At 65.3% G+C, this 22890-nt stretch carries 23 protein-coding genes; 1 reads left to right on the forward strand and 22 read right to left on the reverse strand.

The features are described from left to right. Positions 1 to 15: 15 nt before the first annotated feature. The 22 genes from RS899_RS17530 to RS899_RS17635 form a co-directional block, all read right to left on the reverse strand. Positions 16 to 2232 carry a chemotaxis protein CheA gene (locus RS899_RS17530; RefSeq protein ID WP_233299525.1) on the reverse strand — a complete coding sequence of 739 codons (2217 nt, stop codon included), beginning with the start codon at positions 2230 to 2232 and terminating at the stop codon, positions 16 to 18. 31 nt (positions 2233 to 2263) lie between these two features. Next, complete coding sequence (locus RS899_RS17535) at positions 2264 to 3046, reverse strand: protein phosphatase CheZ (RefSeq protein ID WP_024764972.1); 783 nt, start codon at positions 3044 to 3046, stop codon at positions 2264 to 2266. A 19-nt stretch (positions 3047 to 3065) separates the two neighbouring features. Beyond that, on the reverse strand, positions 3066 to 3440 hold the full coding sequence (locus tag RS899_RS17540) for a chemotaxis response regulator CheY (RefSeq protein ID WP_085988857.1): 375 nt from the start codon (positions 3438 to 3440) through the stop codon (positions 3066 to 3068). A gap of 197 nt (positions 3441 to 3637) precedes the next feature. Then, complete coding sequence (gene fliA / locus RS899_RS17545) at positions 3638 to 4387, reverse strand: RNA polymerase sigma factor FliA (RefSeq protein WP_024764971.1); 750 nt, start codon at positions 4385 to 4387, stop codon at positions 3638 to 3640. After that, entirely contained in the window at positions 4384 to 5211 is an 828-nt protein-coding gene (gene fleN / locus RS899_RS17550; protein WP_017520297.1) for a flagellar synthesis regulator FleN, read from the reverse strand. Before fleN ends, fliA begins: the two co-directional genes overlap by 4 nt. Positions 5212 to 5375: 164 nt before the next feature. Beyond that, complete coding sequence (gene flhF, locus RS899_RS17555) at positions 5376 to 6686, reverse strand: flagellar biosynthesis protein FlhF (protein WP_233299526.1); 1311 nt, start codon at positions 6684 to 6686, stop codon at positions 5376 to 5378. A 15-nt stretch (positions 6687 to 6701) separates the two neighbouring features. Continuing rightward, positions 6702 to 8825 carry a flagellar biosynthesis protein FlhA gene (gene flhA / locus RS899_RS17560; RefSeq protein WP_054907289.1) on the reverse strand — a complete coding sequence of 708 codons (2124 nt, stop codon included), beginning with the start codon at positions 8823 to 8825 and terminating at the stop codon, positions 6702 to 6704. 141 nt (positions 8826 to 8966) lie between these two features. Further along, the gene (locus tag RS899_RS17565) at positions 8967 to 10241 is read right to left on the reverse strand and encodes a TPM domain-containing protein (RefSeq protein WP_315807693.1); all 1275 of its coding nucleotides are present in this window, start codon (positions 10239 to 10241) and stop codon (positions 8967 to 8969) included. After that, positions 10241 to 10672 carry a hypothetical protein gene (locus RS899_RS17570; protein WP_315807694.1) on the reverse strand — a complete coding sequence of 144 codons (432 nt, stop codon included), beginning with the start codon at positions 10670 to 10672 and terminating at the stop codon, positions 10241 to 10243. Before RS899_RS17570 ends, RS899_RS17565 begins: the two co-directional genes overlap by 1 nt. An 81-nt stretch (positions 10673 to 10753) precedes the next feature. Then, positions 10754 to 11965: a TPM domain-containing protein gene (locus RS899_RS17575; protein ID WP_315807695.1), complete on the reverse strand. Its 1212-nt coding sequence runs from the start codon at positions 11963 to 11965 to the stop codon at positions 10754 to 10756. Between the two features lie 105 nt (positions 11966 to 12070). Further along, on the reverse strand, positions 12071 to 13207 hold the full coding sequence (gene flhB, locus RS899_RS17580; RefSeq protein ID WP_054907286.1) for a flagellar biosynthesis protein FlhB: 1137 nt from the start codon (positions 13205 to 13207) through the stop codon (positions 12071 to 12073). Continuing rightward, a complete protein-coding gene (gene fliR, locus RS899_RS17585; RefSeq protein ID WP_024764964.1) occupies positions 13207 to 13983 on the reverse strand; it encodes a flagellar biosynthetic protein FliR in 777 nt (258 codons plus the stop codon). Before fliR ends, flhB begins: the two co-directional genes overlap by 1 nt. Beyond that, complete coding sequence (gene fliQ / locus RS899_RS17590; protein ID WP_054907285.1) at positions 13983 to 14252, reverse strand: flagellar biosynthesis protein FliQ; 270 nt, start codon at positions 14250 to 14252, stop codon at positions 13983 to 13985. Before fliQ ends, fliR begins: the two co-directional genes overlap by 1 nt. 166 nt (positions 14253 to 14418) lie before the next feature. Next, entirely contained in the window at positions 14419 to 15186 is a 768-nt protein-coding gene (gene fliP, locus RS899_RS17595) for a flagellar type III secretion system pore protein FliP (RefSeq protein WP_371914056.1), read from the reverse strand. A gap of 20 nt (positions 15187 to 15206) precedes the next feature. Then, on the reverse strand, positions 15207 to 15686 hold the full coding sequence (gene fliO / locus RS899_RS17600) for a flagellar biosynthetic protein FliO (protein WP_139092959.1): 480 nt from the start codon (positions 15684 to 15686) through the stop codon (positions 15207 to 15209). 1 nt (position 15687) lies between these two features. Next, on the reverse strand, positions 15688 to 16155 hold the full coding sequence (gene fliN, locus RS899_RS17605) for a flagellar motor switch protein FliN (RefSeq protein WP_024764960.1): 468 nt from the start codon (positions 16153 to 16155) through the stop codon (positions 15688 to 15690). Positions 16156 to 16177: 22 nt separating this feature from the next. Continuing rightward, positions 16178 to 17149 carry a flagellar motor switch protein FliM gene (gene fliM, locus RS899_RS17610; RefSeq protein WP_054907284.1) on the reverse strand — a complete coding sequence of 324 codons (972 nt, stop codon included), beginning with the start codon at positions 17147 to 17149 and terminating at the stop codon, positions 16178 to 16180. Positions 17150 to 17158: 9 nt separating this feature from the next. Further along, entirely contained in the window at positions 17159 to 17677 is a 519-nt protein-coding gene (fliL, locus tag RS899_RS17615; RefSeq protein ID WP_024764958.1) for a flagellar basal body-associated protein FliL, read from the reverse strand. A 343-nt stretch (positions 17678 to 18020) separates the two neighbouring features. Further along, entirely contained in the window at positions 18021 to 19325 is a 1305-nt protein-coding gene (locus RS899_RS17620) for a flagellar hook-length control protein FliK (protein ID WP_315807696.1), read from the reverse strand. 65 nt (positions 19326 to 19390) lie between these two features. Further along, a complete protein-coding gene (locus tag RS899_RS17625; protein ID WP_054907282.1) occupies positions 19391 to 19732 on the reverse strand; it encodes an Hpt domain-containing protein in 342 nt (113 codons plus the stop codon). A 55-nt stretch (positions 19733 to 19787) separates the two neighbouring features. Further along, positions 19788 to 21485, reverse strand: coding sequence for a SpoIIE family protein phosphatase (locus RS899_RS17630; protein ID WP_233299532.1), 1698 nt, complete (start codon positions 21483 to 21485; stop codon positions 19788 to 19790). Positions 21486 to 21513: 28 nt separating this feature from the next. Further along, on the reverse strand, positions 21514 to 21819 hold the full coding sequence (locus tag RS899_RS17635; protein ID WP_054907280.1) for an STAS domain-containing protein: 306 nt from the start codon (positions 21817 to 21819) through the stop codon (positions 21514 to 21516). A 249-nt stretch (positions 21820 to 22068) separates the two neighbouring features. Here RS899_RS17635 and RS899_RS17640 point away from each other — a divergent pair, with 249 nt between their 5' ends. Next, positions 22069 to 22785: a TorF family putative porin gene (locus tag RS899_RS17640; protein WP_024764953.1), complete on the forward strand. Its 717-nt coding sequence runs from the start codon at positions 22069 to 22071 to the stop codon at positions 22783 to 22785. Positions 22786 to 22890 lie beyond the last annotated feature (105 nt).

A 22890-nucleotide genomic window follows, 5' to 3' on the forward strand; every position in this document is an offset into this window, starting at 1 on the left:
GCCCGCGCACGGCGGTCAGATACGACGGGCGTAGCGCTTGAGCATGCTCGGCACGTCGAGGATCAGCGCGATGCGCCCGTCCCCGGTGATGGTCGCTCCGGCCATGCCCGGCGTGCCTTGCAGCATCTTGCCCAGCGGCTTGATCACCACCTCTTCCTGGCCCACCAGTTGGTCGACCACGAAGCCGATGCGCTGGGTGCCCACGGAGAGGATCACCACGTGGCCCTCGCCCGGCTCGTCATGCTGCGCGCCCGGCACCAGCCAGCGCTTGAGGTAGAACAACGGCAGGGCCTTGTCGCGAACGATCACCACTTCCTGGCCATCGACCACGTTGGTGTTCGACAGGTCGAGGTGGAAGATCTCGTTGACGTTGACCAGCGGGAAGGCGAAGGCCTGGTTGCCCAGCATCACCATCAGGGTCGGCATGATCGCCAGGGTCAGCGGGACCTTGATGACGATCTTCGAGCCCTGGCCCTTGGTCGAGTAGATGTTGATGATGCCGTTGAGCTGGGAAATCTTGGTCTTCACCACGTCCATGCCGACACCGCGGCCGGAGACGTCGGAAATCTCGGTCTTGGTCGAGAAGCCCGGCGCGAAGATCAGGTTGTAGCAGTCCGACTCGGACAGGCGATCGGCCGCGTCCTTGTCCAGCAGGCCCTTCTCCACGGCCTTGGCGCGCAGCACATCCGGGTCCATGCCTTTGCCGTCGTCGGAGATCGACAGCAGGATATGGTCGCCTTCCTGCTCGGCGGACAGCACCACCTTGCCCGAGCGGGACTTGCCGGCGGCTTCGCGCTCGTCCGGGCCTTCGATGCCGTGGTCGACCGCGTTGCGCACCAGGTGCACCAGCGGGTCGGCCAGGGCTTCGACCAGGTTCTTGTCCAGGTCGGTTTCTTCGCCGATCAGCTCGAGGTTGATCTCTTTCTTCAGGTTGCGCGCCAGGTCGCGGACCTGCCGCGGGAAGCGGCCGAAGACCTTCTTGATCGGCTGCATGCGGGTCTTCATGACCGACGACTGCAGGTCGGCGGTGACCACGTCGAGGTTGGAAACGGCCTTGGCCATCGCCTCGTCGCCGCTGTTCAGGCCCAGGCGCACCAGGCGGTTACGCACCAGCACCAGTTCGCCGACCATGTTCATGATCTCGTCCAGGCGGGCGGTGTCCACGCGCACGGTGGTTTCCGCTTCGTTGGCCGGCTTCTCTGCGGCGGCGGCCGCGCTGGGCTTGGCCGCGGCAGGCTTGGCAGCAGCCGGCGCGGGCGCGGCGGCGGGCTTGGGCGCCGGCGCAGCAGGCTGGACAGCCGGCTTGGCGGCCGCAACCGGCTCTTCCTTCGCGCCGGTGAACTGGCCCTTGCCGTGCAGTTCGTCGAGCAGCTTCTCGAATTCGTCGTCGGTGATGTTGTCGTCGCCGGAGGCCGCCGGAGCTTCCTCCGCCTTGGTCGCGGCAGCAGCCTCGACGGGAGCGGCGGCTTCTTCCTTCGCGCCGGTGAACTGGCCCTTGCCGTGCAACTGGTCGAGCAGCGCTTCGAACTCATCGTCGCTGATCTCGTCACCACCACTGGCAGCCGGCGCCTCGGCCAGCGGAGCCGGGGCGGCCTTGGCGGCTTCCTTGGCGCCAGCACTAAACTGGCCCTTGCCGTGCAATTGGTCGAGGAGTGCTTCGAATTCGTCGTCGGTGATGTCGTCGCCACCCGCGCCAACCGGTGCGGCAGGCGCGTCAGCGGTGGGTTCGAGGGCATCCATCAGTTGCTCGAACTCGGCGTCGGTGATGTCGCCGTAGGCCGCCGGAGCTTCTTCCGCAACAGGCTCGACCACGGCCGGAGCGGGAGCTTCGGCCGGGGCGGCGTTCGGGTCGGCCAGGCGCGACAGGGCAGCGAGCAGCTCGGGCGTCGCCGGAGTCGGCTCCTGCGCGTCACGCACCTGCTGGAACATGACGTTGACGGTATCCAGCGCCTGCAGCATCACGTCCATCAGCTCGGCATCCACGCGGCGTTCGCCCTTGCGCAGCATGTCGAACACGTTTTCGGCGATGTGGCAGCACTCCACCAGCGCGTTCAGCTGGAGGAAGCCGGCACCACCCTTGACGGTGTGGAACCCACGGAAGATGGCATTGAGCAGGTCCATGTCTTCCGGGCGGCTTTCCAGCTCGACCAGTTGCTCGGACAGTAGCTCGAGAATCTCGCCGGCCTCCACCAGGAAGTCCTGGAGGATTTCGTCATCGGCGTCGAAGCTCATTCGGTGCTCCCTCTACAGCGTCAGGCGACGCTTAAAAACCAAGGCTGGACAACAGGTCGTCGACATCGTCCTGACCGGACACGACGTCCTTTCTTGTATCGGCAGCAATCTGCGGACCTTCACCCTTGGACGATCTTTCTTTTTCCACCGCGTCGCGCATGCCGTCGTGGTCATGCTCGATACCGGCGTAGCGATCGACCTGACCCGCCATCCAGACCAGCTTGACCAGGTTCGACTCGACCTCGGTCACCAGCTTGGTGACGCGCTTGATCACCTGCCCGGTAAGGTCCTGGAAGTCCTGCGCCAGCAGGATGTCGTTCAGGTGGGCGGAGAGCTTGCGGCTGTCCTGGGCGCTGATGTAGAGGAACTGCTCGACGCGCTTGGCCAGGTCGCGGAAGGCGTCGGCGCCCAGCTCGCGGCGCATGAAGCGCGACCAGTCTTCCTGCAGCTCCTTGGCCTGGGTCTCGATGTGCATGACCACCGGGGTGCACTCCTCCACCAGGTCCATGGTGCGATTGGCCGCTTTCTCGGTCATCGTCACCACGTAGGACAGGCGGTCGGTCGCGTCGGCGATCTGCGACATCTCCTCGGCGTGCCGGGAGTTGGGATCGATCTGGAAGTTGACGATGGCGTTGTGCAGCTCGCGGGTGAGCTTGCCGACCTCCTGGTAGAGGCCTCGGTCGCGCGCCTGGTTGAGCTCGGAGATCAGTTGCACGGCGGTCTGAACGTCGCCGCGTTCGAGGCAGTCGACCAATTCGCGCGCGTGTTTTTTCAGGGTCGACTCGAAGTCACCCGCGGATTCGTTGAAATCCATGACGCCCTCTATGCCGGCCTTAGCTGCCGACCCGCTCGAAAATCTTCTCGATCTTTTCTTTCAGCACCTGAGCGGTGAAAGGCTTGACCACATAGCCGTTGACCCCGGCCTGGGCCGCTTCGATGATCTGGTCGCGCTTGGCTTCGGCGGTGACCATCAGCACCGGCAGGTGCTTGAGGCGCTCGTCGGCGCGGACCGCACGAAGCAGGTCGATGCCGGTCATGCCGGGCATGTTCCAGTCGGTCACGAGGAAATCGAAGTTGCCGCTGTGCAGCATCGGCAGCGCAGTGGTGCCGTCGTCGGCTTCTGCGGTGTTGGTGAACCCCAGGTCTCGCAGGAGGTTCTTGATGATGCGCCTCATCGTGGAAAAGTCGTCCACGATGAGAATTTTCATGTTCTTGTCCAAACCTGCCTCCATCGATACCAAACGCGCCCTGGCGGGCGTGCCGTCAATTCATTGAGCGCCGTGCGCTCTTTGGGGTGGATGCGTCAAAGGAACGTCACCCAAAAATTCGTAAGCCTATAACTTGCCTAAGGAAATTCCTTTCAGGCTTTACGCTCAGAACAAGCAGCCGCGAAACTACCCGATGCTCAGCGCGCGCGCCACTCCGCCAGTCGCGAGCGCAGGCGCGCGGCGCACTGGCTGTGCAGCTGGCTGACGCGGGACTCGCTGACGCCCAGTACTTCGCCGATCTCCTTGAGGTTGAGCTCCTCGTCGTAGTACAGCGCCAGGACCAGCCGCTCGCGCTCGGGCAGCTTGGTAATGGCGTCGGCCAGCGCCGCCTGGAAGCGTTCGTCTTCCAGGCCGTGGGACGGCTCGTTGTCGTGATGCGAAGCGTCTTCGGCAAGGCCACCGCCCTGTTCACCGTCCTGCAACATGTCATCGAAGCTGTACAGCCGGCTGCCCTGGGTGTCGCTGAGGATGCCGTAATAATCTTCGAGGCTCATATTGAGTTCGGCAGCAACCTCCTGATCTTTAGCGTCGCGTCCGGTGCGCGCCTCGACGGCGCGGATGGCGTCGCTGACCATACGGGTGTTGCGGTGCACCGAACGGGGCGCCCAATCGCCCTTGCGCACCTCGTCGAGCATGGCGCCACGGATACGGATGCCGGCATAGGTCTCGAAGCTCGCGCCCTTGCCCGCGTCGTACTTCTTCGCCGCCTCCAGCAGGCCGATCATCCCGGCCTGCATCAGGTCCTCCACCTGCACGCTGGCCGGCAGGCGGCCCAGCAGGTGGTAGGCGATGCGCTTCACCAGTGGTGCGTGTTTCTGGATCAGCAGTTCCTGGGAGTTATGCGCCTGTGCCTTGCTGTACATACGCGCTCCGGAGGCCGCGGTCATACGGCCGAACCCGTGGGATGTTGCACCAGGCGCTCGACGAAGAACTCCAGGTGCCCTCGTGGGTTGGCCGGCAGCGGCCAGCTGTCGACCTTCTGCGCCACCGCCCGGAAGGCCAGGGAAGCCTTGCTGCGCGGGAACGCCTCATACACCGAACGCTGCTTCTGCACCGCCTTGCGCACCGACTCGTCGTAAGGAATGGCGCCGACGTACTGCAGCGCCACGTCGAGGAAACGGTCGGTGACCTTGGTCAGCTTGGCGAACAGGTTGCGGCCCTCCTGGGGGCTGTGGGCCATGTTCGCCAGCACGCGGAAACGGGTCATGCCGTAGTCGCGGTTGAGCAGCTTGATCAAAGCATAGGCATCGGTGATGGACGTGGGTTCATCGCAGACGACCAGCAGTACTTCCTGGGCCGCGCGAACGAAGCTCACCACCGAGTCGCCGATACCGGCGGCGGTGTCCACCACCAGCACGTCGATGTTGTCGCTGATGTCGCTGAAAGCCTGGATCAGGCCGGCATGCTGCATCGGCGTGAGGTGCACCATGCTCTGGGTGCCCGAGGCCGCCGGGACGATGCGGATGCCGCCGGGCCCCTGGAGGATCACGTCGCGCAGGTCGCATTCGCCTTCGATCACGTCGGCCAGCGTGCGCTTGGGCGACAGGCCCAGCAGCACGTCGACGTTGGCCAGGCCAAGGTCGGCGTCCAGCAGCATGACGCGGCGACCAAGATCGGCCAGCGCCAGCGACAGATTCACCGACACGTTGGTCTTGCCCACGCCACCCTTGCCACCGGTGACTGCGATTACCTGAACGGGATGCATGCCCATATCAATACCTTGTCTCGTCATTCGACCGTCACGCTTCTGGCGTTTCGGCTAATCCGGCTGCGGTGCTCCACCGCTTCCGGTGCTCGCGGATCATCTTGCAGAGCATCCGCATCGCTTGGGCGGCCCAACCGGCCGCCCCACGCCCCACCCGGGGCTCACAATCCTCAGCTGGCGCGACGCACCGGCTGCTGGTAAAGGCCGGCGAACATGTCGGCCATGGCGTCCTCGCTGGGCTCTTCCGGCGACTGCAGGCTCACCGCACGGCTGACCAGTTGGTGCGCGCGTGCCACATGCAGGTCATCCGGGATCTTCGGCCCGTCAGCCAGATAGGCTACCGGGAGATGCTGGCTGATAGCCAGAGCCAGAGCTTCGCCGAGGCTTCCCGCTTCGTCCAGCTTGGTCAGGATGCACCCGGCCAGCCCACAGGAACGATAGTTCTGCCAGGCGGACTTGAGCACCTGGCTCTGGCTGGTCGCGGCCAGCACGAGGTAATTCTTCACGTTCAGGCTCAGCGACGACAGCGCTTCGAGCTGCATGCGCAGCGCCGGATCATTGGCCGGCAGGCCGGCGGTGTCGATCAGCACCAGACGCTTGCGCGCCAGCGGCGCCATGGCCTGGATCAGCGACTGGCCAGGATCGACCAGGGTCACCGGCACATTGAGGATACGGCCCAGGGTCTTGATCTGCTCCTGAGCACCGATGCGGAAGCTGTCCATGGACACCAGGGCAATGCTCTGCGCGCCGTACTTGAGTACGTAGCGGGCAGCCAGCTTGGCCAAGGTGGTGGTCTTGCCCATGCCGGCCGGGCCGACCAGGGCGATCACGCCGCCCTGCTCCAGCAGGTCGGTTTCCGGGGTGTTGATCGAGCGCGCCAGGTGCGCCAGCAGCATACGCCAGGCCTGCTTCGGATCGGCGATGGAGGCTACGCGCTCCAGCAGGCTGCGCGACAGGTCGGCCGGCAGGCCCATGCGCTGCAGGCGACGCCACAGGTTGGCCTGCTTCGGGCGCTGGTTCTGCAGCTGGTTCCAGGCGATGGAGCCCAGTTGCACTTCAATCAGTTCACGCAGGCCGTTGAGCTCGAAGCGCATGGCTTCCAGCGCCTGCTGGCCGGCGGCAGCCGGCGTCGGGGCGGCCGGCGCGGCCATGGCTTCGGCCAGGGTCTCGGCAGCACTGCGGCGCGGCGCTTCGGTGCCGTACATTTGACGGTCCTTGCGCACGCCATCGGTTGCGCGGGTCGGGGCCGACAGGTCCGCCTTGGCCTGGGCGATCTTCGCCTGGGTCTTGCGCAGTTCGGCTTCCAGCGCCGGGTTCGGCTTGCTGGCGGCCACCGGCGCCTGGTAATCCAGCGCGGCGGTCAGCTCCACGCCGCCGGCGACACGGCGGTTGCCGATGATCGAGGCATCCGGGCCCAGCTCGTCACGGACCAGTTTCATGGCCTGACGCATATCGGCGGCGAAGAAGCGTTTTACCTGCATGGCCTTGGACCTCAATCAGTTCTGCCCAACAGTGGCGACAATCGTGACTTGTTTGTTGTCCGGGATTTCCTGGTAAGCCAGCACGTTCATGGTGGGAACCGCCATCCGGGCGAATCGCGACATCATCGCGCGGATGGGACCTGCCACCAGCAGAATCGCCGGCTTGCCGAGCATCTCCTGACGCTGCGCCGCTTCAACCATCGAGCGTTGCAGCTTTTCGGCCATTCCGGGTTCCAGCAACATGCCGTCTTCGGAGCCCTGTCCGGCCTTCTGAAGACTATTGAGCAATATCTGTTCCAACCTGGGTTCCAGAGTGATCACAGGCAGCTCCGGCTCTAGTCCCACAATGGTTTGCACGATTGCGCGGGACAGCGCTACGCGAACCGCCGCTACCATCGCGGCGGGATCTTGACTCTTCGCCGCCACGTTGGCGATGGCCTCGGCGATGGTGCGGATATCGCGTACCGGCACCTGTTCCTGCAGCAGCGCCTGCAGCACCTTGAGCAGGGTCGACAGGGAAATCAGCCCCGGCACCAGCTCTTCGGCGAGCTTGGGCGAAGTCTTGGCCAGCAGCTGCATCAGTTGCTGGACTTCCTCGTGGCCGAGCAGCTCATGGGCGTGCTTGTGCAGCACCTGGTTCAGGTGGGTGGCAACCACGGTGCTGGCATCCACCACCGTGTAGCCCAGGGACTGCGCCTGGTCGCGCTGCGAGGCCTCGATCCATACGGCTTCCAGACCGAAGGCCGGGTCCTTGCCGGCGATGCCGTTGAGGGTGCCGAACACCTGGCCAGGGTTGATCGCCAGGTCGCGGTCCGGATAGATCTCGGCTTCGGCCACGCTGACGCCCATCAGCGTCAGGCGGTAGGCATTGGGCAGCAGGTCGAGGTTGTCGCGGATATGCACCGACGGCATCAGGAAGCCCAGGTCCTGGGACAGCTTCTTGCGCACGCCCTTGATCCGCGCCAGCAGCTGGCCGCCCTGATTGCGGTCCACCAGCGGAATCAGGCGGTAGCCCACTTCCAGGCCGACCATGTCCACCGGGGTCACGTCATCCCAGCCCAGCTCCTTGGTCTGCTCGGCGCGCTGGGCGGGCAGCAGTTCCTGCTGCGTCTGGGCTTCCTGTTCGGCCTTCTGGGTAGCCTGGCGCTGGCGGTTCCAGATCATCCAGGCGCCACCGGCAGCCAGGGCGCCCAGGCCAACGAAGGAAACGTGCGGCATGCCGGGCACCAGGCCCATGGCGATGAGGATGGCGGCAGAGATGGCCAGCGCCTTGGGCGAGGCGAACATCTGGCGGTTGACCTGGGCCCCCATGTCCTCGGAGCTGGACACACGGGTCACCATGATCGCGGCAGCGGTGGACAGCAGCAGCGAGGGCAACTGCGCCACCAGACCGTCACCGATGGTCAGCAGGGCGTAGACCTTGCCGGCATCACCGAAGCTCATCGAGTGCTGGATCACACCGATGGCCACGCCACCGATGAGGTTGATGAACAGGATCAGCAGGCCGGCAACGGCGTCGCCGCGGACGAACTTGCTGGCACCGTCCATGGAGCCGTAGAAGTCGGCTTCCTGGGCTACTTCGGCGCGGCGCTTCTTGGCTTCCGCCTGCTCGATCAGGCCGGCATTGAGGTCGGCATCGATGGCCATCTGCTTGCCGGGCATGGCGTCGAGGGTGAAACGCGCACTCACCTCGGAGATACGCCCGGCGCCCTTGGTGACCACCACGAAGTTGATGATCATGAGGATCGCGAAGACCACGATGCCGACGACGTAGTTGCCGCCGATCACCACCTCGCCGAAGGCCTGGATCACCTTGCCCGCGGCCGCATGGCCGTCGTGGCCGTGCAGCAGCACGACGCGGGTGGACGCGACGTTCAGCGCCAGGCGCAGCAGGGTGGCGACCAGCAGGATGGTCGGGAAGACGGCGAAATCCAGCGGGCGCAGGGCATACACGCTGACCAGCAGGACGACGATGGACAGCGCGATGTTGAAGGTGAACAGCACATCCAGCAGGAACGGCGGGATGGGCAGGGTCATCATCGCCAGCATCGCCAGCAGCAGCAGCGGCACGCCGAGGTTGCCTCGGCTGAGCCCTACCAGGTTGCTGCGAACAGTGCCGATCAGTTGCGTACGATCCACCCGAATTTCCCCTGCGCGTGGGTGGCCGAGGCAGCCACCGGATCAAACTTTTGACGCCGAGACCGGCATCCGCACAGGGTTTTGCAGGAAGCGTTCCAACTTCTTCGAACCGCGATAAATGCCCGACTCAGAGCGGCCGGATCACCAGCTTCCGGAAGCGCCGCCACCGCCGCTGGAACCGCCACCGCCGGAGTAACTGCTGCCGCCGCTGGACGACGAACTGCTGCCGCCGGAGCTTGAATCCGAGCCGGACCCGGAACCGGTGCTGCCGCCGGCCAGGAAAGCAACCAGCATCGGCACGTACAGCATCGGAATCAGCGCCAGCGAATCGGGAAGCACCCAGGGCCACAGTGGGATTCCCGTCGCATAGACCACGAACCCGGCGATGCCGCCGGCCAGCGCCAGGCGAATGCAGAATTCCAGCCGGCTGCGCTTCCAGGTGCCGTAGGCGAGGAAGAACGGCAGGCACAGGAAGATCAGCGCGACGGTCCCACCAATGGGCGCCGCCAGGCCGTAGAGCGCGACGTCTCCCCCGTCGAAATGCGAGGCGAGCAGCATCAGCGCCACCAGGTAACCGATGATCCCGCACACCACCCAGGCCGCCTTGCGCGAAGAAGCAGCCAGGGCGCCGATGCCGCCACCGGTGAACAGGCAGAACGGCAGGACGAAGAGCAGCATCGGCGCGGCTTTCAATCCGGAACTGAAGGCCAGAAGTAGCGCCAGGGCCACCGATGCGAGCAGCACGGCGCGAACGCTGAACCAGCGTCGACGCAAGGCAATGCCTGCTACGGCGCCGGCGCCCAGGCCGATCAGCAGCAGCCAGCCCTCGAGCGTCAGGCCGCCCTGCTGGCGTTCCTCCGGCAGTGTCTCGCCATCGATCAGACGCTCCAGGACCTCGACCGCCTGCTGGATGCCGCCGGCGAAGTCACCGTCGCGGAAAGACGGAACCATGTATTCCCGGATGATCCGCGCGGCACTGACATCCGGAATCGCGCCTTCCAGCCCATAGCCGACCTCGATGCGCATAGTCCGGTCGTCCTTGGCCACCAGCACCAGCAGGCCATCATCCACCCCCTGCCGCCCCAGGCGCCATTGCTCGAAGACGCGGGTGGCGTACAGCTCGATGCTGTCCTCGCCGGTGCTGGGTAGCATCAGAATGGCGATCTGCGAGCCCTTGCGCTGCTGCAGCGCCAGCAGGCGCTGGCGCATAGAGGCGATCCAGTCGCTATCCAGGGTGCCGGTGAGGTCGGTGACCGGGCTCTCCAGCCGAGGCACGGCCACCGCGGCAGGCGCCTGCTCCTGCAGCGCATCGGCGACATCTACGCTGGCCGCAGCCCTATCAGCCTGGACAGCCTGCGTGAGCGGCACGCCCGACAGGAGGAACAGGCACAGGAGGCCGAGAATCCAGGTTCTCATCAGGCAGCCGCCCTCGGCCGTCCGCGCAGGGCCTGCAGAATCCCCATGGACAGCTTCGGATCGTGCAACTGGCCGCGCCAGGCACGAACGACGCTGAAGGCAGAGCTGACGAGGACGTATCCCGTGATCAGCAGACTGAACACAACCACCAGCACGGACTTGATCTGAGGCCAGAGCTTGATCTCGCCATTGTTGGCAACCACGCCCAGCGAACCGATCAACAGCACGACAGCCACGAAGATCAGCGCCAGGGACAAGTACAGGTCCAGCACTCTCAGCGTCACTTCACGGACCAGCGGCGGAGCCCTGCGCCCCAGCAGCAGATAGCCCAGCACCAGCAAGGGGATGAGCCACAGCGAAACGTAAATCACCGGTAGCGTGACAAGGGGAATGACGGCCGCAATGCGGCGGTCGCGAACGGTGCTGTCCATGGCGTGCTCGGTGCCTCCTGGCAAATGGGTGTCGAGATGCTAGTTGAATGCGCTCAACGCGCAAAGCCGCGGGGCGCTGCGCTACCAGCTGCCGGAGGCACCACCGCCGCCGCTCGACCCGCCACCGCCGGAGAAACCGCCACCGCTGGAGCCGCCACGGGACGAGCCGCTGCCCGAGCCGGAGCCACCAGCCCCCTTGCCCGAACCGAATATCAGCAGCCCGGGGAGCGCCATGAACGGCAGCACCGCCAGCCAATTCAGCGGCACGGCCGGTGCGCCCGCGAAGAACGCCACCACCAGGTAGAGCCCCGCCAGGATCAGCAAACGCAGATAGAAGCCCTGGCGACCCTTGCGCCAGGTATCGCGCATCATCGAGATAACCAGCCACCAGAGGCCAAGCACGAACAGCAGGCCCACCGGCGCGGCCAGCGCATAAATCCACAGGACGCCGCCAAAGCGCGGCGTCAGGAAGCCGAGCAGGATGCAGTAGGCGATCAATCCCAGCACACCGTAGAACACCACGCGAACCGTCCACAGTGCGCCGAAGGTAGCGCCACCAATCAGCAAGCAGAGCGGCGAAATCGCCACGGTCACCAGGGCATCGGTGCCGCTGGCCAGTACCGCCACCAGCGCGACGATTGCGATGCCGATCATCAGGGCACCACGCCAACGCAGGCGATGGGCGGCCAGCAACACACTGCCAATCCCACCCGCCACGAACGCCACCAGTAGCAGCCAGGCTTCCAGCGGCACCCGCAACGGGGCGGGCGCGGCCAGCGGTTCGCCGTCGATCAGGCCGATCAGCGCATCCACCGCCGCGTCGATACCGCCGACGTAATCCCCTTCGCGGAACGCCGGCGCCATGCGCTCGCGGATGATGCGCCCGGCCAGCACATCGGTAATCGCGCCTTCCAGGCCGTAGCCCACCTCGATGCGCATCAGGTGGTCGTCCTTGGCCACCACCACCAGCACGCCATCATCAATGCCCTTGCGGCCGAGCTTCCACAGGCTGAACAGTTTGTTGGAAAACGCCTCGATGCCCATCTTGCCGACCGAGGGCAGCATCACCACGGCGATCTGCGCACCGCGCCGCTCCTCCAGGGCCTTGAGCTTGTCGATCAGGCGGGCCTTGGCGGAGGGGTCGAGAGTGCCGGTGACGTCGACCACGCGTTCGCCCAGCGGCAGCAGGACCCCGCCCTCGGCATCCGAAGCCGCCCAGGTGTACTGGGAGCAGAACAGGCAGAGCAGAAACCAGAACGTCGAGCGCCAGCCGGCGGAGAATCCATGAAGCATCGAAGTGTCCCTTCGCGATCCTTGCAGCCAGAGCATGCGACCCGGCCATGAACCGCCCATGCTACTGCGGTCGGAGGGGCGAGATATAGCGGACGCGGTCCTACATCACTCGTCGCGACGCAGATCCGGCGGGATCGGCAGGTCCGGCATCGGCCCCGGGCGTTTGCCCTTGCCGGCGCGGTACTGCTTGAGCTGGTAGACATAGGCCAGCACCTGGGCGACCGCCAGGTAGAGGCCGGCGGGAATCTCGTGATCGAGTTCGGTGGAGTAGTACACCGCCCGCGCCAGCGCCGGGGATTCGAGCACGGTGACCTTGTGCTCCTGGGCAATCTCGCGAATCTTCAGCGCCATGAAGTCGTTGCCCTTGGCCAGCAGGCGCGGCGCGCCGCCCTTCTCGGCGTCGTACTGCAGGGCCACGGCGAAGTGGGTCGGGTTGGTGATCACCACGTCGGCCTGGGGCACCGCCTGCATCATGCGGCGGTTGGCCATCTCGCGCTGCATCTGGCGGACCTTGGCCTTGACCTCCGGCTTGCCCTCGGAGTCCTTGTACTCGTCCTTGACCTCCTGCTTGGTCATCATCAGCTTCTTGCGGTTGTCCCAGAGCTGGAACGGAACGTCCGCGGCGGCGATGAAGATGATGCTGCAGGCCAGCCAGAAGGCGCTCCAGCCCACGACCTTGGCGCTGTGCACCATGGCCTGCTCCAGCGGCTCGTGGGACATCGCCAGCAGGTCGTCCTGGTCGGACTTGAGCACCAGAATCGCCACGATCAGCACCAGCACGAACTTGGCCAGCGCCTTGAGCAACTCGGTCAGCGAACGCAGCGAGAACATGCGCTTGAGCCCCGCCAGCGGGTTCATCCGGCTGAACTTGGGCGCCAGCGCCTCGGCGGAAAACAGCCAGCCGCCCAGGGCTACCGGCCCGATCAGCGCAGCCAGCAGCAGCACGGCGAGGATCGGCCAGACGCCGTCGGCGCCGATCTTCGCACCGGCGATCAGCAGGTTGAGCATGCTCTCGCTGTTCATCGCCGTGGCGCGATCGAACTCGAAGCTGCCGCGCATCAGGCGCAGCAGCGCGTCGGCAAGGCTGGCGCCGAACATCAGCAGACCACCGGCGCCGGCGAGCAGCACGGCCAGGGTGTTCAGCTCCTTGGACCTGGGTAGCTGCCCTTTCTCGCGCGCGTCGCGGCGCCGTTTCTCTGTAGGTTCCTCTGTCTTGTCTTCGCTACTGTCGTTCTCGGCCATCAGCGGGCCCCCACGAGTTCGCGAAGCAGGCGCAGGCCTTCACTGGCCAGTGCCTGGTACTGAGTCAGAATGTCGGCACTGCCAATCCAGACAATGACGAACCCCATGACCAGGGTCAGGGGGAAACCGATGGAGAAGATGTTCAGCTGCGGCGCCGCGCGGGTCATGGCGCCAAACGCGAGGTTGACCACCAGCAGCGCGGTGATCGCCGGCAAGGCGATCATCAGGCCGGCACCCAGGACCCAGCCGAGCTTCCCGGCCACGGTGATGAAATGGTTGCTCGACAGCCCCTCACCCACCGGCAGCGTGTTGAAGCTTTCCGCCAGCACCTCGAACACCACCAGGTGGCCGTTCATGGAGAGAAACAGCAGCGTCACCAGCATGGTGAAGAACTGCCCCAGCACCGGCACGGAAATGCCGTTGGTGGGGTCGACCATGGAGGCGAATCCCAGGCCCATCTGCATGGAGATGATCTGCCCGGAGATGACGAAGGCATGGAACATCAGCTGCAGGACGAAGCCGAGCATGGCGCCGACGAGGATTTCCTGGGCGATGTAGACCATCGCCTTGAGGCTCAGCGCGTCCACCTGCGGCATCGGCGGCAGGTTCGGCACCAGGGCCACGGCGATCGCCACGGACAGGTAGAGACGCACGCGGGTGGGCACCAGTTGGGTGCCGATGATCGGCATCACCATCAACATCGCGGCGATGCGGAACAGCGGGAACAGGAAGGCCCCGATCCAGCCGCCGATCTGCGCGTTGCTGAGCTCGAGCATCAGCCGATCAGCGTCGGGATGCTGGTGATCAGCGACTGGGTGTACTCCATCAGCTGCCGCAGCAGCCAGGGCCCCAGCACGATCAGGGTCATCAATACCACCAGCAGGCGCGGCAGGAAGCTCAGGGTCTGCTCGTTGATCTGCGTGGCGGCCTGGAACATCGCCACGATCAGGCCCACCAGCAAGCTGGGCAGCACCAGGATGCCGACCATCACGGCGGTCAGCCAGAGCGCTTCACGGAACAGGTCGACAGCGACTTCGGGGGTCATGGTTGCTCCTCTTGCGCGGCGGCCTCAATGGAAAGCTCATTCGTAGGATGGGTGGAGCTTGCGATATCCATCAGTGGGCTTGACCCGGAAATCGATGGGTATCGCTTCGCTCCACGCCATCCTACAGTGCCATCGGATAGCGTTGCGCCGACAGGAATGGACATCGCTAGACCGTCCCGAAACTGCCGGCGAGCGTACCGATGATCAGCGCCCAGCCGTCCACCAGGACGAACAGCATGATCTTGAACGGCAACGAGATGATCAGCGGCGAGAGCATCATCATGCCCATCGCCATCAGCACGCTGGACACCACCAGGTCGATGATCAGGAACGGAATGAAGATCATGAAACCGATCTGGAACGCCGTCTTCAACTCCGAAGTGACGAACGCCGGCACCAGGATGGTCAGGGGCGTGGCGTCGGCGCTGGCGATGTCAGTGCGTTTGGACAGCCGCACGAACAGCTCCAGGTCCGATTGCCGGGTCTGCGCCAGCATGAAGGCCTTGAGCGGCACCTCGGCGCGGGTGATCGCTTCCTGTGCCGGGATCTGCTCGTTCAGATAGGGCTGCAGCGCGGTGCTGTTGATCTTGTCGAACACCGGCGCCATCACGAACAGCGTCAGGAACATGGCCAGGCCGATCAGCACCTGGTTCGACGGCGTGCTCTGCAGGCCCAGCGCCTGGCGAAGGATGGAGAAGACGATGATGATCCGGGTGAAGCTGGTCATCAGCATGACGAACGCCGGGATGAAGCTCAGCGCGGTCATGATCAGCAGGATCTGCAGGCTGACCGAATACTCCTGCTGCCCCTGCGGGTTGGTGGTCACGGTGATCGCCGTCAGCTGCGTCGGATCGGCGGCGAAGGCCTGCGGCGCGGCCAGCGCCAGCAGGGCCAGGAGCAGCGGCGCGAAACGCTTGAGCGCGCCGATCAGCACGGAAGAAGTCGGCGAACGGGTCACTGCGGGCGGCCCTTGTCCTTGTTCAGCAATTCCAGCAGGCGCTGGGCGAATTCCGGCTGCGCGGGCTCCGTCTCGGCGGCGTGCACCGGCTGGCGCATGACGTGCAGCGGCGTGATACGGCCAGGAGTCAGGCCCAGCAGCACCTGCTCCTCGCCCACCTGCACCAGCACCAGGCGATCGCGCGGGCCAAGTGCCTGGCTGGAAATCAGGCGGATCGCCTGGTTACCGCGCGGCACCACCTGCTGCACGCGGCGCACCAGCCAGGCGAGCAGGAAGATCAGGCCGACCACCAGCACCAGGCCCAGCAACAGCTGCATCAGCTGCGCGCCGGCGCTGCCGGTGATCAGGCTCGGCGTGGAGCTGGCATGGACGATGGCCGGGTTGGATGCCGGAACCTTGGCGCCCTCGTCGGCCATCGCCAGGAGGGACAGCCCCGCCAGCGGCAGGGCGGACAGTTTCGCGAGCAGGCGGGCCATGTCAGCGCAGCTTCTTGATGCGTTCGCTGGGGCTGATCACGTCGGTGAGGCGGATGCCGAACTTCTCGTTCACCACCACCACTTCGCCGTGGGCGATCAGTGTGCCGTTGACCAGCACGTCCAGCGGCTCGCCGGCCAGGCGATCGAGTTCGATCACCGAGCCCTGGTTGAGCTGCAGCAGGTTGCGGATGCTGATGTCGGTGTGGCCGACCTCCATGGAAATGGTCACCGGAATATCCAGGATCACATCCAGGTTGGGGCCTTCGAGGCCGGCAATGGTCGGCGCCTTGGGCGCCATGCCGAACTCTTCCATCGGCGCGCGCGGCGCGGCGGGCACGGCCGGAGCGGCGGCGCCGGCCATCATCGCATCGATGTCGTCCTGGTTGGCGTCACCCGATTCGGAGAGCGCCGCGGCCCATTCGTCGGCCAGTGCCTGTTCTTCGGGAGTCACGTTTTCTTCGTCTGACATGGTGGGTCCTCTTGGGATTCGCTCAGCGCGGGCGCACGAGCGGATCGAGAATCTGCAAGGCCAGGTTGCCCTTGTGCGAACCCAGCTTGACCTTGAAGGAAGGCACGCCGTTGGCGCGCATGATCATGTGCTCGGGCAGCTCCACCGGGATCACGTCGCCCGGCTGCATGTGCAGGATGTCCCGTAGCTTGAGCTGGCGACGCACGACGGTGGCGCCCAGCGGCACGCTGACGTCGAGGATGTCTTCGCGCAGGGCGTTGATCCAGCGCTCGTCCTGGTCGTCCACGTCGGACTGGAAGCCGGCGTCGAGCATCTCGCGGATCGGCTCGATCATCGCGTACGGCAGGGTGATGTGCAGGTCGCCGCCGCCGCCGTCCAGTTCGATGTGGAAGGTGGAGACCACCACCACTTCGCTGGGGCTGACGATGTTGGCCATCGCCGGGTTCACCTCGGAGTTCACGTACTCGAAGGTGATCGGCATCACCGCGTGCCAGGCTTCGGCGAGGTCGACGAAGGCCTGCTCGATGACCATCCGCACCACGCGCAGCTCGGTGGGAGTGAACTCGCGGCCTTCGATCTTGGCGTGGCGCCCGTCACCGCCGAAGAAGTTGTCCACCAGCTTGAACACCAGCTTGGCGTCGAGGATGAACAGCGCGGTGCCGCGCAGGGGTTTCATCTTCACCAGGTTGAGGCTGGTGGGCACGTACAGCGAATGCACGTACTCGCCGAATTTCATCACCTGCACGCCGCCCACGGCGACGTCCGCCGAGCGGCGCAGCAGGTTGAACATGCTGATGCGGGTGTAGCGGGCGAACCGCTCGTTGATCATCTCCAGGGTCGGCATGCGGCCCCGGACGATGCGGTCCTGACTGGTCAGGTCGTAGGACTTGATCGCCCCCGGCTCGACGTCGGACTCGGTTTCCACCAGGCCATCGTCCACGCCGTGCAACAGCGCGTCGATCTCGTCCTGGGAAAGTAGATCCTGCATGGCCATGGCGGGTACCTACTGCAATACGAAGTTGGTGAAAAGCACTTGCTCCACGGTCAACTGACCGGTCGCCTTCTTCGCCAGTTCCTGAAGACTGGAAGTCGCCTGCTGACGCAGCATTTCCTTGCCCACCGGCGTCACCAGCGTGTCGAAATTCTGACTGGAGAAGAGCATCACCAGCTGGTTGCGCACCAGCGGCATCTGCTCGCGCAGCGCGTCCATCTGCGCCTGGTCGCGGCCCATCAGGGCGACGGCCACCTGCAGGTAACGCTGGCGACCGTTCTGATTGAAGTTGACCACGAAGGCGGGCGCGAGAATCTCGTAGACCGCCTGCTTCTTGGTCGGCTCCGCGTGCTCGGCGCTCTTGGCTTCGGCTTCCTCGGGCTTGGCGCTCTTGTGCAGGAAGAACCAGGTGCCGCCCACCGAAGCACCGACTGCCAGCAGGAAGGCCAGCACGATGATGATGATGAGTTTCAGCTTGCCCTTGGCGGGCGCTTGTCCATCGGGAAGCGGAGGCTGTTCTTTCTTGGCCATGCCAAATATCCGTCACTATTCCGGCGCAATGCGCTGATACAGGGGGTATCAGCAAGGGCTGTGCCAGTTCGACTGGCGCCGCCGCGGATATTACAGGCTAGACGGAGGATGTCACGGGGAGCGTAAGAATTTTCCTGTGTATCCACAGGCTGGGCGTTTGCCGAACAGGGCAGGTTCGGCACCTGGGCGTTTTCCCTCTCCCCAGCCCTCTCCCTGAAGGGAGAGGGAGCAGCCCGGAGTTGCCAGTCAGCTCAGTATTCGCTTGATGATGCTCAGTCCCCTCTCCCTTCAGGGAGAGGGGGCTTTCAAACAACGCACCATTTCCCGTAGAGCAACCAGCAAGTCACGCGTAGTAATCCACCAGCCCCCTGCCCTGCGCCGTCGATGCCGGGCGGATCTCCGACACGCCGCTGATCATCGGCTCGTCGTCGCCCTCTGAACCGGCCACGCGCCGCGAACCGCCGCGCTCATCGCCCTGCTGCTGTTGCTGCCAGCCACGGGCGGACTGGTCCGAGACGTTGACGTCCAGCTGGCCCATGCCCTGCTGGCTGAACATTTCGCGCAAGCGGTGCTGCTGGCTGTCCAGCGCCTCACGCACGCCGGCGTTGGCGCTGACGAAGTTCACCTGGGTCTGGTCGGCGGTCATGTGGATGCGCACCTCCAGGCGACCGAGGTCGGCCGGGTCCATCTGGATCTCGGCGGACTTGAGGTTCTGGGAGGACATCCACATCACCCGGTCCACTACCTGGTCGGTCCAGCCATTCTGCTGCATCGACACCGCCTGGCCGGGCACCAGCGGGTTCACCGGGCGAGTGGTCATGGCCTGTGGTGTGTTCAGCGCCTGGGTCAGGGACTCCAGACGCGCAGCGAAGGTCTCGTTGCGCGGCATCTCCGGCTTGGCGTCGGTCTGCACATCCGCCAATTGCTGGGTCAGGTCCGCTCCATCCTTCAGCGCGCCTTCGCCGAGCTTCGCTTCACCGCCCTTGGCGGCCGAATCCGGGTTCAGCGCGGCCAGGGCAGCGGACAAGTCGTTCTTCGCGTCGACGTTCGCCTTGCCGTCGGCCTTGGCTGCCAGGTGGCCGGCCAACTGCGTCTGCTGAACCTGCGGTGCCTGGTCCTCGCCACCCAGCCCCAGGGCCAGGCTCACGCCAGGGATCTCGTTGAGCTTCTGCAAGTCGCCATCGCTGCTGGCATCCGTCAGCTGGCTGGCCCCGCTGCTGACCACCAACGGTGGCGCCTCGGGCTCCGGCAGTTGCCCGGTCATGCCCAGCATCAGCAGCGGGTCGAGGGTCGCGTCGGTCTTGGCTTCGGTATCGGCTACCGTGCTGTCCTGCGCCTTGCTGGCGCCATCGGCCGGCAAGGCCTTGCCGTCCTCGGCAACCTTTGGCTGGTCGGCGGCAGCCGGCGCAGCAGAATCCTTGCTCGCAGTGCCCTTGTCGGCAGTGTCCCGAGGCTTGTCGGTCTTCGCCTTGACGGGCTTGTCCGGGCGCTCGCTGGCCGCCGGACGCTGCTCCTTGGCATAGACGTCGGCGAAGCTGGAACCCTTGTCGTTGCTGCTGTTCGACGAATTCTGGGCAGACTTGGAGAGCGCCGCCTTGGGCCTGGTGTCAGGCGTCGACGTCAATAACATATCCGGGGCGACAGCCATCGGAGTTCTCCGTTGATGTGAATATCCAACACGGAGATAGCAAGGCGCGGGCCAACTCGGAAAACTCAGGAGCGACCGGGCACCAGCAGGGTACGGACGATGGAGAATTCGTGCTCGACCTTGCCGATCAGGCTCTGGGCGCTGGCCAGGTCATTCTGCCGTGCGGCCTCTTCCAGGCGCTTGCACAGGCTGCTCAGTACGGAAGCGCCCATGTTGCCGCAGCTGCCCTTGAAGCTGTGCGCAGCATGGCGCAGGGCCGGCGCATCGCTGACGGCGGATGCCTCGCGGATGCTGCGCAGGCGCTCTTCGGAGTCGCTGAGGAAGGTCTCCACCAGGAGCGGGTACTCGTCTTCCATGATCGACAGCAAATTGCTCAGCACGGCGCCATCGAGATGCGGCTCGGACATGGGGCACTCCCTGGAGGACGGCTCGCCACCCTGCGGGGGGACAAGAAGGCCCCGATTATGCCTGAGCCGACCAGAAGAACTCCACGGCCACGGTCTTGCCGTCGCTCGACCATTGGCAGCGGTCGGCCAGTTGCCGGACCAGCGTGAGGCCGCGCCCGCAGAGACTACCGGCAGCCTGCTGGGAAGCGAGCACCGCGCCGACGTCGAAACCGTCGCCGCTGTCTTCCACCCGCATCAGCAACCGCCCGCCATCGCCGTGGGGCGCGAGGTCGAGGTGGAAACGCACGAAGCCGTCGTGCAGCTCGTGGAGACGCTGGCTGCGCTCCTGGTAATAGCGGGCGAAGCCGGCGGCATCGCACTTGAGCGTGGAGTCCAGGCCCATCACGCCGTGCTCCAAAGCGTTGGAGTACAGCTCGGCGAGTACGGTGTAGAGCGCGCCGCCGCGCGGGCGCAGGTCGTGCACTTCCATCAGCAGCTGCAGCAGGAAAGGCAGGGGATTGAAATTGCGCAGGGTCGGCGCACGGAACTCGAAGCTGGCGGACCAGTCCAGCGGGCTGCTCAGGCCATTGTCGGAGAACGCCAGCGGCGGGCGCTGCAGCGAGTCCTCGGGGACCAGCGCGACCTCCAGCATGCTGACGTCATCCTGGGCCTCGCCACGGAAGCGCGCCAGGGCGGCCTGGATACCATCGAACAGGCGCGCGGAGCTTGGCTCGCTGTCGTAGACCTCGCGCAGGCGCTGTTCCCCGAACACTTCGCCGGCGGCATTGCGCGCTTCCAGCACTCCGTCGGAGAAGAGAAACACACGGTCGCCCTCCTCCATGGCGTAGACCTCGCAGTGGTCGCTGAAGGCAGACGCCTCGAGTATCCCCAGCGGCAAGTGCCGCGAAACCAGCGGCACGATCTCGCGCGGCTGCTGACGCAGCAGGTAGCCATTGGGCAGGCCGCCGTTCCACACCTCCACCAGGCCGCGCTGGAAACTCAGGTTGAGCACCGCGGCGCAGCAGAACACCCCTACCGGGAGGATGCGCTTGAGCTTGGCATTCATCTCCCGAAGGATGTCCGCCATCGGGTAGCCCTTGGCGGTCATGCCGTAGAACACCTCGGCCAGCGGCATGGCACCGATGGCCGCCGGCAAGCCATGGCCGGTGAAGTCACCGAGCAGCACGTGCATGCCGCCGGAAGGCTTGAAGGCCGCCAGCAGCAGGTCACCGTTGAACAAGGCAAAGGGTGATTGCAGATAGCGGATATTCGCCGCATTCAGGCAACCCGAATGCGCCACCTTGTCGAACACCGCCTTGGCCACCCGCTGCTCGTTGAGCAGGTGTTCGTTGTGCCGGGCGATCAGGTCGCGCTGTTCCAGCACCATCCGCTGCAGGTGATGCAGGCGCCCCATGGCGCGGATCTTGGCTTCGAGGATGATGCGGTTGTAGGGCTTGGAGAGGAAGTCGTCGCCGCCCGCCTCCAGGCTCTGTACCAGCGCCTCGGGCTCGCTCAGCGAGGTGAGGAAGATGATCGGCACCAGCTCTTCGCCGGCCTGCCGGCGAATCCGCCGCGCCGCCTCGAAGCCGTCCATCACCGGCATCAGTGCGTCCATCAGCACCAGTTGCGGGCGCTCCTGGGCGAACAGCGCCAGGGCTTCCAACCCGTTGGCGGCGGTGAGCACCCGATGACCCTGGCGGCTGACGATGGTCGACAGCAGCAGGCGGTCGGCGGCGTTGTCGTCGGCGATCAGTACCGTGAGGAGTTCGGACATGGCCGTTGCCACTGCGGACCGGGCCGCGTCAGCTGATCTTGAACAGCTGCTCGAAGTTGGAAATGGCCAGCACCTTGCGCACATCGGGGTTGCAGTGCACCAGGCTGATCTGCGCGCTCTCGCCACCGGCATGGTCGCGCAGCAGCAGGAGCATCCCCAGCGCCGAGCTGTCCAGATAGGTGGCGCCCTTCAGGTCCACCACGTAGCGCTTGGGAGTGGTCTCGACGCGCTCGTAGGCGTTGCGGAACTCCTGGTGTGCGCCGAAATCGAAACGCCCCTGGACCACGATGGTGAGCTCCTGCCCGTCAGCGGAGGGAACGGAAGTGATGGCCATGGGATTCTCCTTATCGATCGATGGTCGCGCACGAGCTTGAAGATGTAGCAGTTAGCGATGACAGCGGCAACCTCGGCGAGCGATGGGAAACCGCCGGGCCAGGCCCATCTGGCCTTCGCCGCGGGAGTCGATTAATGGACCACCGGTCGACACAGGCATGGCGAATGCCTTTACCCTTTTACGCGTGCGACGCGGGGTGAAGGCTCGCAAGAAGCCTTGTAAGGGTCGCAGCCGCAAGAAGGGGGGAGCATGACCAAGTCCATTCTCATCGCGGCCTGCATGTTGTGTGCAGCGCCGTATGCCGCCGCCCAGGTGATGCAGCGCGAGCTGGGTGACTTCGAACTCAAGTTCGCCAACTCGCCGACGCGCAGCATGGCCCAGGGGCTGGTCCAGCCGGGCCAGGCCAGCAGCGCCCAGGGTGGCCTCGACATCACCCACGACAGTGGGTGGTATGTGGGCAGCTGGACATCGAACCTGGAGCAGGAGAAGCCCCTGGAGATCGACAGCTACGCCGGCTTCAAGCACCCGCTGGGTGACGGCAAGCTGGGCTACGAAGTAGGCACCCTGCGCTACAGCCGCCCGGAGCAACCCGACTACGACAGCCAGGCGCTGTACGGTGGCCTCTCGGTGTTCGGCAGCCGCCTCGGCGCGGCCTACAGTGCCCAGGCCGGGCGCAGCACCGCGACGCTGTTCACCGACCTGGGCGTACAGTCCGACCTCGGCTTCGACGTGACCTTCAAGTACTCCGCCTACAGTCTCGCCTCCCCCGTGAGCCTGAGCAGCGGCGGCAGCGTCAGCGAGTACGGCGACTGGTCGTTGAACTTCAGCCGACCATGGAAAGGCATCGACCTGAACTTCTCCTACAGCGGCAGCAGCCTCACCGGCGGCGACTGCAGTGCCTACTCCGGGCACAACGCCTATTGCGACTCGGCATTCATGTTCAAGGCGTCACGGCCGTTCTTCTGAGCCTGGACATTCTCAGTCCCCGGAGCATCCTCACCCCAGCCCTGGCTGCGCGCCCCGCTCCTGAGGGAGAGGGGGTAGTCCGTGCCAGGGCTGAATCCACCGTTT

This window comes from Pseudomonas sp. C9-3 (assembly GCF_032392015.1).
In the GTDB taxonomy this organism is placed as follows: domain Bacteria; phylum Pseudomonadota; class Gammaproteobacteria; order Pseudomonadales; family Pseudomonadaceae; genus Pseudomonas; species Pseudomonas nitroreducens.